The 12360-nt window shown below is 70.0% G+C and carries 12 protein-coding genes; 10 read left to right on the top strand and 2 right to left on the bottom strand.

What is annotated here, in order from left to right; translation table 11 throughout:
- Nucleotides 1-9: 9 nt before the first annotated feature.
- The 5 genes from ACYVL2_RS14630 (at nucleotide 10) to ACYVL2_RS14610 (ending at nucleotide 5175) form a co-directional block, all read left to right on the top strand.
- Entirely contained in the window at nucleotides 10-1218 is a 1209-nt protein-coding gene (locus tag ACYVL2_RS14630; RefSeq protein ID WP_460544567.1) for an ROK family transcriptional regulator, read from the top strand.
- Nucleotides 1219-1408: 190 nt separating this feature from the next.
- Nucleotides 1409-2707, top strand: coding sequence for an ABC transporter substrate-binding protein (locus ACYVL2_RS14625; RefSeq protein ID WP_460544565.1), 1299 nt, complete (start codon nucleotides 1409-1411; stop codon nucleotides 2705-2707).
- Entirely contained in the window at nucleotides 2691-3692 is a 1002-nt protein-coding gene (locus ACYVL2_RS14620) for a carbohydrate ABC transporter permease (protein WP_460544563.1), read from the top strand. The genes ACYVL2_RS14625 and ACYVL2_RS14620 overlap by 17 nt, the downstream gene beginning before the upstream one ends.
- Before the next feature lie 5 nt (nucleotides 3693-3697).
- Nucleotides 3698-4669, top strand: a complete 972-nt coding sequence (locus ACYVL2_RS14615; protein WP_460544561.1) for a carbohydrate ABC transporter permease — start codon at nucleotides 3698-3700, stop codon at nucleotides 4667-4669.
- A complete protein-coding gene (locus tag ACYVL2_RS14610) occupies nucleotides 4660-5175 on the top strand; it encodes a purine phosphoribosyltransferase family protein (RefSeq protein WP_460544559.1) in 516 nt (171 codons plus the stop codon). The genes ACYVL2_RS14615 and ACYVL2_RS14610 overlap by 10 nt, the downstream gene beginning before the upstream one ends.
- Nucleotides 5176-5251: 76 nt before the next feature.
- Here ACYVL2_RS14610 and ACYVL2_RS14605 read toward each other — a convergent pair whose 3' ends face one another.
- On the bottom strand, nucleotides 5252-5857 hold the full coding sequence (locus ACYVL2_RS14605; protein WP_460544617.1) for a bifunctional 4-hydroxy-2-oxoglutarate aldolase/2-dehydro-3-deoxy-phosphogluconate aldolase: 606 nt from the start codon (nucleotides 5855-5857) through the stop codon (nucleotides 5252-5254).
- Between the two features lie 2 nt (nucleotides 5858-5859).
- Nucleotides 5860-6774 carry a sugar kinase gene (locus ACYVL2_RS14600; protein ID WP_460544557.1) on the bottom strand — a complete coding sequence of 305 codons (915 nt, stop codon included), beginning with the start codon at nucleotides 6772-6774 and terminating at the stop codon, nucleotides 5860-5862.
- Nucleotides 6775-6923: 149 nt separating this feature from the next.
- Here ACYVL2_RS14600 and ACYVL2_RS14595 point away from each other — a divergent pair, with 149 nt between their 5' ends.
- The 5 genes from ACYVL2_RS14595 to ACYVL2_RS14575 all read left to right on the top strand — a co-directional run bounded on the left by ACYVL2_RS14595 (nucleotide 6924) and on the right by ACYVL2_RS14575 (nucleotide 12344).
- Nucleotides 6924-7352, top strand: a complete 429-nt coding sequence (locus tag ACYVL2_RS14595) for a hypothetical protein (protein WP_460544555.1) — start codon at nucleotides 6924-6926, stop codon at nucleotides 7350-7352.
- 112 nt (nucleotides 7353-7464) lie between these two features.
- Nucleotides 7465-8997 (top strand): family 43 glycosylhydrolase, encoded by a 1533-nt coding sequence (locus ACYVL2_RS14590; protein WP_460544553.1) that lies wholly within the window; start codon nucleotides 7465-7467, stop codon nucleotides 8995-8997.
- Between the two features lie 234 nt (nucleotides 8998-9231).
- Nucleotides 9232-11133, top strand: a complete 1902-nt coding sequence (locus tag ACYVL2_RS14585; protein WP_460544550.1) for a DEAD/DEAH box helicase — start codon at nucleotides 9232-9234, stop codon at nucleotides 11131-11133.
- Entirely contained in the window at nucleotides 11133-11708 is a 576-nt protein-coding gene (locus ACYVL2_RS14580) for an SWIM zinc finger family protein (RefSeq protein WP_460544548.1), read from the top strand. Before ACYVL2_RS14585 ends, ACYVL2_RS14580 begins: the two co-directional genes overlap by 1 nt.
- 63 nt (nucleotides 11709-11771) lie before the next feature.
- Nucleotides 11772-12344 (top strand): GNAT family N-acetyltransferase, encoded by a 573-nt coding sequence (locus ACYVL2_RS14575; protein ID WP_460544546.1) that lies wholly within the window; start codon nucleotides 11772-11774, stop codon nucleotides 12342-12344.
- Nucleotides 12345-12360 lie beyond the last annotated feature (16 nt).

Genomic DNA, 12360 nt, shown 5'->3' with positions numbered 1-12360 from the left:
CTTCCTCTCATGAAGTCGACCTCGCGCGATATCCGCATTCGCAACTGCTTCTCGGTGCTCAGGCACCTCATAGCGGACAATCCGACCTCCCGGCAGTTGCTGGCCCGCGAGACCGACCTGAGCGTCGCCACCGTCTCCAACCTGGTGACCGACCTCATCGAGCTCGGCGTCGTCGTCGAGGTCGGACGCGAGGACTCCGGAGGCGGCCGCCCCCGGGCCCTGCTGGCCCCCAACACCTCCGGCGGCATCCTCATCGGCATCGACGTCGCCACCACCTACGCGAAGTTCGAAGTCTACGACCTGGCCCTGACACTGCTGGTCCGCCTCGAAGAGCGCCTCGAACCGGACGAGAACACGCCCAAACAGGTCATCGCCCACATCGTGTCCGGGATGGAGGCCGTCCGCGAGAACTTCGGCGACCGCGAGGTCATCGGCATCGGCCTGAGCCTGCCGGGCCAGGTCGACGTGGCCGGCGGCGTCTCGGTCTTCGCCCCGAACTGGGACTGGCACGACGTCGCCTTCAAGGATCTGCTGCACGAACTGCTCCGGCCCGAGGTCCCGGTCTACCTCGACAACTCCCTGAAGACCGCCGCCGTGGGCGAGCTGTGGTTCGGCGACGGCCGCGGCGTCGACCGTTTCGCCGTGGTGGTCCTGGGCACCGGCGTCGGCGTGGGCCTGGCGCTGGACGGCAAGCTCTACCGCGGCGCGACCAACTCGGCGGGGGAGTGGGGGCACACCACCATCCACCCCGACGGGCGGCGGTGCCGCTGCGGCCGGGACGGCTGCGTCGAAGCCTACGTCGGGGCCCCGGCGATCTTTCGGACCTGGGCGGAGTTCGCCGGCGGGCCGGTGGAGCTGGAGTCCCAGGAGCGGACGATGGAGGCGCTGGCCGATGCCTGGCGGTCCGGGGACGAGGCCGCCGTCCGCGCCGTCGCGGCCGTCGCCGACGAGCTGGCGCTCGGCATGGCGAACCTGGTGAACCTGATCAACCCCGAGCTGGTGGTGATCACCGGCTGGGTCGCGACCACTCTCGGCGAGGCGCTCCTGCCCGAACTGGAGCGGCGCCTGCCGGCCCGGGTCCTGGAGGAGCCGCTCAGAGTCCTCGAGCTCAAGCGTGACATGCAGCGCCGGAACATGGTGAACCTCGGGGCGGCCGCGCTCGCCCTGGAGGGCCATCTGAGCCGGATCAACACGGTGGGCGCCCGTTCGCGTCGATGAGTCCGCCGCCTGACGGGCGCGTGGGAGCGCGTCTGGCGAGAAACCTTAATTCAACCCATTGACAAAGGGAGTTCCGTCACGCAAGACTGAACACGAAACGACGGAAGGCAACTCTCCGCAGCGGCATCCACTCGGATCCGGGGGCCCCTCGAGAGCCCTTCCGACCTCTCAAAGTAGCGAGGAGCAGGACATGGTTGCTTCAGGCAACAGCCCATTCACGAACCCGCTGGCGCGCGCCGCGATGAACCGGCGGCGCATGCTCGCCCTCGGCGGGATGACCGCCGGAGCCGGGGCGCTGGCCGCCTGCGGCGGCAACACCGGACGCGACGACGGTGGCGACGGCGACGGCGTGACGCTGGCGCAGTGGTACCACGAGTACGGCGAGGCCGGCACGCAGGAAGCGGCCATCCGGTACGCCGAGGGATACACCGAGGCGACGGTCAACGTCGAATGGATCCCGGGCGACTACGACGCGGCGCTGTCCTCGGCCCTGCTGACCGACGACGCCCCCGACGTGTTCGAGAGCCACCTCAACCGCGCGATGGTCGAGGCCGGCCAGGTCGAGCCACTGGACGACATCATCGCCGATGTGATCGATGACATCCCCGAGGGAGACCTGGCCCGCAACACCATCGACGGCAAGGTCTACGGCATCCGGATGATCGACGATCCGCAGTACATCGTCTACCGGCCCAGCATGTTCGAGGCCGCCGGCATCACCGCGCCGCCCACCACCTTCGACGAGCTGGTCGACATCGCCGTCGAACTGACCACCAACGACGTCAAGGGCATCGACTTCGGTGAGGCCCAGGGCGCCGACCGCCTCGGCCAGCACATGATCCACAGCCTCGGCCTGTCCTTCATCGGCGACGACATGCAGGCCGGCTTCGACGACCCCCGCATGGCCGAGGGCGCCGCGGCCGTCCGCCGCCTCAGCGAGACCGACGCGCTGCTGCTGGGCGCGCCCACCGCCTGGTGGGACCCGTCCTCGATGAGCCAGGGGCTGTGCGCGATGTCCTGGACCGGACTGTGGACCATGCCGGTGCTGCTGGAGAACCTCGGCGACGACATCGGCGTCTTCCCCTGCCCGGGCTTCGTCGACGGCTCGCCGACGGTCTTCAACGGCGGCTGGTCGGCCTTCGTCAACGCCAACAGCCCCCACGTGGAGGAGGCCAAGGCCTTCACGAAGTGGCTGTGGGTCGACCACGAGGAGAACATCCTCGACTGGTGCCTGAGCTACGGCTTCCACATCCCGTCGCGGAAGTCGCTGCGGGCCAAAGCCGACGAACTCACCACCGGCCCGTCCGCGGAGGTCGTGGCCATGTCCGAGGAGTACGGCTGGGCCGAGAACCCCGACTGGACCCCCACGATGAACACCGCGGTCAACGACATGATGAGCAACATCGTCATCGAGGGCAACGACCCCGAGGACGAGCTCGCGAAGGCCGTCGAGACGGTCAACACCGAACTCGATGGCATCTTCGGATAAGGAGAGCCGCGTGGCCGTCACCGAAAAGACGGCCGAACCGGCATCGCCGGCAGCGGGGGCGCCCTGGCGCCCCCGCCGCCGGCGGTTCGGCGGCCGCAACCTCGCCTTCTGGTACTTCGTAGGCCCGTTCCTGATCGGCCTGCTGGTCTTCACCTACATCCCCGTGGGATGGTCGGCCTACCTGTCCCTGTTCGACGCCCGCAACACCGTCTCACCGGCTGCGGAGGACTTCGTCGGGCTCGACAACTACGTCACGATGCTCGCCGACGAGAACTTCCGCCGCAGCCTCATCACCTTCACCGTCTTCGCCCTCTTCGTGGTGCCGCTGACCTTCGCCTCCTCCCTCGGACTGGCGATGGCGGTCAACCGGGTCCGCATCATGCGGGCCTTCTTCCGGTCGGTGTTCTTCCTCCCCTTCGCCTGCTCCTACGTGGTGGCCTCGCTGGTGTGGAAGATGTCGATCTTCAACGGCGTGCGGTTCGGGCTGATGAACACCGTCCTGGACACCCTGGGCATCGACCAGATCGCCTGGCTCAACGGCAACGACCCGCCCTGGTTCTGGCTGGTCATCGTCTCCTTGCGACTGTGGATCCAGTGCGGCTTCTACATGATCCTCTTCATCGCCGCGCTCCAGCAGATCCCCGAGCAGCTCTACGAGGCCGCTTACGTCGACGGCGCCAAGCCCGGCCCGCAGACGTTCTGGCACATCACGCTCCCGCAACTGCGCGCGACCTCGGTGGCGGTGCTGATGCTCATCGTCATCCAGGCCTACCAGGCGTTCGACGAGTTCTACAACCTGCTGCCCAACAACGGCAACGTGCCGTATGCGCGCACTCCGCTGATCTACCTGTTCAACACCGCGCTCGGCACCGGCCAGGACCTCGGCAAGGGATCGGCCGGAGCGCTGCTGCTGGCACTCCTGATAGCGATAGTGACCCTGCTGCAGGGCAAGTTCCTCGGCTTCGGCAAATCGGAAGGACGGTGAGCTAGATGCTGGACACCAAGCCCCGCTCCAAACCGGTCGGGTACACCCCCGGGGTCGGCTCGCGAGCCTCGCGAGTGCTCACCTTCGTCGCCCTGATGGCGCTCGCGGTGATCTTCCTGATCCCGTTCTATCTGATCGTGCGCAACGCGCTGGCCACCACCCAGGAGATCACGGCTCCCGAATGGCTGTGGTTCCCCTCCTCTCCGCAGTGGTCGAACCTCGGCGATCTGTTCGACAACCCGATGGTGCCGATGGCGAGGAGCCTGTGGAACTCCACGGTGGTCGGCGTGCTCACCACCGCCGGCACCCTGTTCCTGTGCACCACCGCCGGGTACGGACTCGCGCGCATCCCCAACCGGTTCGCCAACCACGTGTTCTACGCGATCCTGGCCACGCTGATGATCCCCAGCGCGATCACCTTCGTGCCCAGCTTCGTGATGGTCTCCAGCCTCGGCTGGGTCTCGGACCTGCGAGGGCTGATCATCCCGACTCTGTTCAACGGCTTCGTGGCGTTCCTGTGCCGCCAGTACTTCCTCGGCTTCCCCCGGGAGCTGGAGGAGGCCGCGCGGGTCGACGGGCTCGGCTACTGGGGCGCGTTCTGGCGCATCGTCATCCCCAACTCCAAGGGGTTCCTGGCGGCGATCGGCGTGATCACGTTCGTGACCTCGTGGAACTCGTTCCTGTGGCCGCTGGTGATCGGCAGGAGCCCCGACTCGTGGACGGTGCAGGTCGCCCTGTCGACCTTCCTGACCGCTCAGAACATCAACCTGCCGCAGCTGTTCGCGGCCGCGGCGGTCGGCATCCTCCCGCTGATCTTCGTGTTCCTGTTCCTCCAGCGCTACCTGGTCCAAGGGGTGACCCAGAGCGGCCTGAAAGGCTTACCCACGGAGGACCGACCGACCGCGTCGAGCCCCCGGCCGTCCTCGGCCGGGGGCTCGAGCCGTCGAGTACCCGATAGGCTTGCCGAGTGGACTTGACCGAATACGTGCCCTTGGTCCCCGACTTCCCCGAGCCGGGCGTCGGGTTCCGCGACATCACGCCGCTGCTGGCCTCACCGGAGGCGTTCCGCGCCTCGATCGACCAGCTCGAGGCGGCCACCGAGGCCCACCCGTTCGACGCGATCGCCGCCTTCGACGCCCGCGGCTTCCTGTGGGCCGCGCCGCTGGCCGACCGCACCGCCAAGCCGCTGCTCCCGATCCGCAAGGCCGGGAAGCTCCCGCGCACGGCCGCCGCCGAGTCCTACCGAGGCGAGTACGCCGAGGTGCACGTGGAGATGCACGCCGACGCGGTCGCGCCCGGCGACCGGGTGCTGCTGGTCGACGACGTCATCGCGACCGGCGAGTCCATGGCCGCCGGGATCCGCCTCGTGGAGAGCCTTGGCGGCGAGGTCGCCGCTTGCGCGGCCCTGCTGGAGATCAAGGCGCTCTCCGGCCGAGACCGGATCGACGGCTATCCACTGATTTCTCTGCTGGGACCGCTCTGAGCGCCGTTGAGCGGTTCGGGCCCCGCTGGGGCCCCGCCAAGCGCAGTCGAGCGGGTCGGTCCCTGCCGGGAACGCTCTAGTCACCGTCGAGCAGATCGGCCAGCGCCGCCAGCGACTCCGGGTTCGCCAGCGCCGAGCCGATGCCGACGACCGAGGCCCCCGCCTTCCGGTACGTTCCTACCTCGTCGACGCCCACGCCGCCGGTGGCCACGAACCGCGCTTCGGGGAACGGGCCGGCCATGGCCTTGAACCATCCGGGTCCGAGCGCCGAGGCCGGGAAGACCTTCACCCAGCGGCATCCCAGTCGCATGGCGTGCTGCAGCTCGGAGGCGGTGGCGATCCCCGGCAGGTGCGGGATGCCGGCGCTGCGCGAGGCCTCCAGCACGTCCGGGTCGAGTCCGGGGGCGACGGTGTAGGCCGCTCCGGCCTTCCTGGCCCGGTCGACGTGGCCGGGGGAGACGACGGTGCCGGCGCCGACGGCCTGTCCGCGCTTCGCGCCGGCCTCGACGGCCGCGGCGAGCGCCCGCTCCTGGCCCGGCCGTCCGATCGGCACCTCCACCAGGCCGACGCCGCCGTCCCAGGCGGTCTCGGCCATGGCGACGGTGTCGGCCGGCGGCAGTCCCCGCAGGATCGCCATGACGGCCTGTCCGTCGAAGAGTTCGTCGAAGTCGGTGCTGCTCATGGTCATAGCTCCAGTATGGATGCGACGGTCGCCGGTGCGGGCGGAGCGGCGAGGTCGCCGCTGGTCTGCAGGGCCCCGGCGGCGAGGCGGTGGCCCAGCCGCAGGCAGGCTTCGGGCGCGGCGCCGCGGAGCCGGCCGTAGAGGAATCCGGCGGCGAAGGCGTCGCCGGCGCCGACCGGTTCGACGATGTCGACCGTTTCGGCGGGGGAGTAGTGGCGTTCGTCGCCGGTGTAGCAGGTGACGCCGTCGCCGCCGTCCTTGACCACGAGCGTCGCGGCCTTCGGGATCCGGGTCCGCACGTCGTCGGCGGTCGCGCAGCCCCACAGCGTCTCGGCCTCGTCGAGGCCGACGAAGACGATGTCGGCGGCGTCGGCCAGCTCGGCGAGCCGGGGTGCGGCCCGCTCGACCGGCCACAGCGCGGGTCGGTAGTTGACGTCGAAGCTGACTTCGGCCCCTTCGAGGGGGCGGTCGACGATGAGCTCGTCGACGAGCTGGTCGCAGGTGTCGGACAGCGCCGGGGTGATGCCCGTCAGGTGGAGGATCCGGGGGGTCTGCACGCCGTCCAGGTGGCCGGGGCACATGGCGGAGGCCGCCGATCCGGCGCGGTAGTAGTGGACGGCGGTGCCGCCTCCGGGGGCGGGGTCTTTGAAGTAGACGCCGGTGCGGCCACCGGGGTCGGTCTGGACGCCTTCGCAGTCGACGCCGGCTTCGCGCAGGGCGTCGAGGATGCGGTGTCCGAACGGGTCGTCGCCGACCTTGCCGTGCCAGGCCGTCCGGGCGCCGAGCAGGGCGAGGCTGATGGCGACGTTGGATTCGGCGCCGGCGATGCCGGCGCGCATGTCGCGGGCGCGGCGCAGTGTCGTGCCGGGCGCGGGGGCGAGCACGATCATCGACTCGCCGAGACAGAGGACTTCCACTTGCGCTCCTCTCGGTGGGATCCCTAGCGTACCGGTTTGGGATAACGCTTGCCAACCGGCGTCGGCCCGTGTCCGCGTTAGACTCGTACGCGGGCCCGCCGCCCGCAGCTCCTGTCCGCGGCTCCGAACTCAGGCCGAAGGTGAGATCGATGACCGGTGTGCAGCTGGCCAAGATCTTCGCGTGGACGATCGGGGTCCTGTGTCTCCTGTGGCTGCTGGCGCAGTGCCTCGCCGGGCCCGACTACGCCACCGACCCCGAACGCGACCAGTACGAGCAGGACGCCGAGCAGTACGTAGCCGACTGCCAGCGCTCCTGGGAGGCCCTCGACCTCATGGGCGAACTCGACCACGCGAACGTCGACCAGGTCGTCGATCAGATCGACATCATGGCCGCCGAGATCGTCGATCCGGAGCTCGCGGAGATGACCTATTCGTTCGCGGCGAGGGCCGAGGAACTGGTGCGCTACACCGACCCCGGGGACGACGAGCAGATCGAAGAGGACTACCGGCTGTTCCGCGGCCTGGTGGAGGTCGAGCTGTCGATGCGCTGCACCGCCGCGATGATGTCCCTCCAATAGCGGCGCCCTCGGGTGAATCGATGCATTGACACCACTCGAATTTACCGTTAACATCCTCCGGACCGAACACCTATCCCCTGATAGGCCCCAAACCGAACCACTGTGGAGTGACATGAGATCCCTCACCGGACGCCGCGATCGCGCGCGTCCCTCGACCCGCTCCCGGCTCGGCGCCGCCCTGGCGCTGGCCGTCGCCGGAGCGCTGTGGGCCGCCGCCCCGAGCGCTCTGGCCGACCAGGAGGCGCCCGGCGACTGCGAGACCCCCGAGGCCCCCGCCGGGCCCATGCTCGGCGAACTCGGCTCCCACGACCCGGCCCTCGTCGCCGGCTGCGAAGGCGAGCCCTGGTACGTGCTGGCGACCGGCTGGGGCGGCTACAACGACGGCACCGTCCCCATCCGCCAGTCGCTCGACGGCGGCCAGTCCTGGCGCACCGTCGGCAGCGTCTTCGACACCAAGCCCGACTGGATCGTGGAGGCCATCCCCGGCGTCGACAACCTCTGGGCCCCCGCCGTCCACCTCGACCGCCGGACCGGCACCTACTACGTGTACTACTCGGCCTCGACGTTCGGCTCCCAGCGCTCGCTCATCGGCCTGGCCACCAACACCACGCTGGACCCGTCCGACCCCGACTACGAATGGGTCGACCACGGCCAGGTCTTCGCATCGTTCGAAGGCGACCCGTACAACGCCATCGACCCTGAGATCGTGGTCGACCGCCGCGGCACCCACCACATGGTCTTCGGATCCTGGTGGACCGGCATCTACGTGACCGAGCTCGACTGGCCCTCCGGCAAGGTCGCCGAAGGCGCCGAGCCGGTCCACATCGCCGGCCAGGGCGGCGACGGGATCGAGGGCCCGACCATCGTCCGCCACGGCAAGCACTACTACCTGTTCGTCTCCCTCGGCGTCTGCTGCGCCGGCGCCGACTCGACCTACGAGATCGCCGTCGGACGCTCCACCTCGCCGACCGGCCCGTTCCTCGACAAGGACGGCGTCGACATGCGCGACGGCGGCGGCACCGTGATCCTCAAAGAGCACGGGACCAACGTCGCGACCGGCGGCCAGAGCCTCGACAACGGCCTGATCGCCTACCACTCCTACGACCAGGCCGGCGGCTTCGCCTTCGGCATCGAACGCGTCGAGTGGAAACGCGGCTGGCCCGTCCTCTCCGGCCCGTCCGGCGGCGGCGAGCCGAGCCCGGCCGTCGACACCGGAACCTGGTACGAGATCACCAGCGCCCACTCCGGGCTGGTCCTCGGCATCGAGGACGCCTCCACCGCCGGCGGCGCCCGCCTCGTGCAGCAGGAGCCGACCGGCGAGGCCCACCAGCAGTGGCAGTTCGTCTACTCCGACAACGGCTTCTACCGGCTGGTGAACCGCAACTCCGGCCTGGCCCTCGACATCTGGGAATGGAACGACCAGCCCGGGGCGACCATCGCCCAGTGGGACGACCTCAACGGCGTCAACCAGCAGTGGCAGGTCGGTCAGGCCTCGTCCGGCGCGATCACCCTGCTCAACCGGTTCTCCGCGCTCTCGATGACCGTCTGGGACGGCGCCACCGAACCCGGTTCGCGCATCAGCCAGGACGTGGCCACCGGCAGCGCCGACCAGCAGTGGCTCCTCGAGCCCGCCGGCGGCGCCTGACGAGCGAGGCGACACACCGCCGCGGGGCGGGCCGGCCACGTCACGGCCGACCCGCCCCGCTTGGTGACCAAAGCCCCAAAGCGGCGCAAAGCGCCCGAGAGAGTTTGGGATCGCGAGTCGACCTGTGGCAAAATGGCTCGTCTGCCTAGCCCGCTTGCGGCTCCGCAGGCGTCGCCGAGGTGCCGACACACGGCTCCCAGGCGTCGACGCGACCGTGAACCAGTAGGAGCCTCGGTGCCACCCAGCCAACTGCACGCCACCTTCGTCCCCGACCACGCCTCACCGGCCGACGGTCGGCTGCTCCTCTACGGCTCCGAACACCCCGAGGCGGCCGCGAGCGAACTCGGCCTGCCGCCCGGCGACCCGGTCAGCACCGATCTCTACCTCGACGGAAGCCTCCAGAGCGTCGACGGCATCGCCCTACCGGTCCGCCCGGTCATCACCGCCCTCGCCCGCGTCGCCTCCCGACCCGACATCACCGAATCGGTCGCCGTCTGGGCCCGCGTCGCCGGCGCGGTCGACGACGACAAATTCGACGACCTCGACCGCATCGCCGCCGAACTGCCCCCCGAAGGCCACGCCGCCGTCCACTCCGAGGGCCACATCTGGACCCCGGAGGCCACCGTCGCCGCCTTCGTCGAGTCCTACACCGAACTCCAGCGCTCCGACTCCGGCCTGAACCTGCGGCTCATCACCGCCCAGCACACCGACCCCGGCGACGTCCGCGTCAACGCCGACCTGCGCCGCTACCAGTCCCACGGCATCGCCTGGCTCGAAGCCGCCGCCGAAGGCGGCGCCGGGGTCATCCTCGCCGACGACATGGGCCTGGGCAAGACCCTCCAATCCATCGGCCTGCTCGTGCGCCGCGCCGGAGCCGCCCCCCACCTGGTCGTCTGCCCCACCTCCCTGGTCGGCAACTGGCAGCGGGAGATCGCCCGCTTCGCCCCCCAACTGACCGTGCACCTCCACCACGGCCCCTCCCGCGCCAAGAGCGCCGAGGTCTTCCTCGAAACCGACGTCGTCGTCACCTCGTACTCGATCGCGCTGCGCGACATCAAACTCATGCGCTCGATCGCCTTCGACACCATCGTCATCGACGAGGCCCAGGCCATCAAGAACCACCGCTCCCGAACCGCCGGCGCCGTCCGCGACCTCACCGGACGCGTCCGCGTGGCCCTCACCGGCACCCCGGTGGAGAACCACCTCGCCGAACTGTGGTCGATCTCCGAGTTCGTCAACCCCGGCCTCCTCGGCGGCCAAGCCGACTTCAAACGCCGCTTCGCCGACCCCATCGAGATCGGCCGCGACCCCGAGACCGCCGCGCTCCTGCGCTCCCGCATCGACCCGGTCGTCCTGCGCCGCCTCAAAGAGGAGGTCGCCGCCGACCTGCCGCCCAAGATCGAGTCCACCGTCGCCTGCACCATGACCGACGAACAGGCCGGACTCTACAAAGAGGCCATCCGCGAGGCCTTCGACGAGGGCCTCGGCGACGGCATCACCCGCCGCGGCCGCGTCCTCAAACTCCTCACCAGACTCAAGCAGGTCTGCAACCACCCCGCCCAGGCCGTCGGCATCGGCGACGGCGAACTGGCCGAACGCTCCGGCAAACTCGACCGCGTCACCGAGATGCTCACCGAAGTGGTCGACGAAGGCGACAAAGCCCTCGTCTTCACCCAGTACCGCCAGATGGGCGAGCTGCTGTCGGCCCACCTGGCCGCCGAGACCGGCGTCGAGGCGCCGTTCCTCCACGGCGGTCTCGACCAGGCCGCCCGCGACCGCCTCGTCGACCAGTTCCAGACCACCGAAGGACCGGCCATCCTCCTCATCTCCCTGCGCGCCGGCGGCACCGGCCTCAACCTCACCGGCGCCTCCCACGTCGTCCACTACGACCGGTGGTGGAACCCCGCCGTCGAAGACCAGGCCACCGACCGGGCGCACCGCATCGGCCAGACCCAGACCGTCCACGTCCACAAACTCGTCACCGCCGGCACTCTCGAAGAACGCGTCGACGAACTGCTGGCCCGCAAACGCGCCATCGCCGAAGCCGTCGTCGGCACCGGCGAGGACTGGCTCGGCGAACTCGACGACTCCCAGCTGCGCAAACTGATCGAACTCGACGAGGGAGGCCACTACTGATGAGCGACCCGTACGGCAGGACCTGGTGGGGCCGCAAATGGTGGCGCGCGCTCGAGACCATCGGCCTCGGCTACCCCGACCCGCGCATCGTCAAGGGCCGCACCCTCGCCGGCCACGGCGCCGTCCAGGATCTCGCCATCGAACCCGGCGTCGTCTCCGGGACCGTCGCCGACGCCGCCGGCACCTACCGGGCCGCCATCCGCATCCCGGTCTACGACGGCGCCGCCTGGACCCGCGGCATGACCGCCCTGGCGCTCTCGCCCTCCTGCGTGGCCGGACTGCTCGCCGGACGGCTGCCCAAACGCATCGACGACGTCCTCGCCGAGGCCGGGATGCGCCTGCTGCCGAAGAAGTACGTCGCCGAGCCGTACAACCGGATCACCACCTCCTGCGACTGCGACGACAACCGCGAAGTCTGCTCCCACATCATGGCCGTCTCCCTGGTCAGCGCCGCCAGAATGGACGAAGACCCCTGGCTCGTCCTGCTGCTGCGCGGCGGCCCCACCCGCGACCTCGCCGGCCGCCTCCGCGCCGCCCGCCTCGCCAGCATGGAGGCCGCCCGGCCCGCCGCCTGACGCCGGAGGACCGAATCGCCAATACGGTTGCCCCGCACCGCCACTTCGCATAGCGTCAGAGGCATGGCCGAACTCATCGCGCCGACCGAGCGCCTCGGCGAGTCCTTCTCAGCGGCCGTCGACGAGTGGATCGCGGAAGGCCGCGGGGGACCGGACGACCACACCCTCGTCGGCGAGATGATCCGCGAGCACGTCCTCCCCGCCGAGCGCACCGACTGGCTCATCGACTTCCTCGAACACGAACGCCGCTGGGAGACCGACCCGCCCCAGTACTTCGTGCCCATGACCCTCTACTGGTGGGTCGACGGCGAGGAGTTCCTCGGCCGCATCTCCGTGCGCCACCGCCTCAACGACCGCCTGTTCGAGATCGGCGGCCACATCGGCTACGAAGTGCGGCCCACCGCCCGCCGCCGCGGCCACGCCACCGCCATGCTCGCCGCCACCCTGCCCCGCGCCGCGGACCTCGGCATCGAGAAGGCCCTGGTCACCTGCGACCACGACAACATCGCCTCCCGCAAGGTCATCGAACGCAACGGCGGCGTCTTCGAAGACCGGCGCGGCAAGAAGCTCCGTTTCTGGGTCCCCACCACACCCGACAACGCGGCCGACGGCCGAGCGCGGCCGAACGCTCGATGACGACCGCGCCCGAAGT

The organism is Glycomyces halotolerans, from assembly GCF_054779575.1.
Note: the sequence above shows the minus strand (reverse complement) of the source record. Positions and strands in the feature narration are given on the sequence as shown.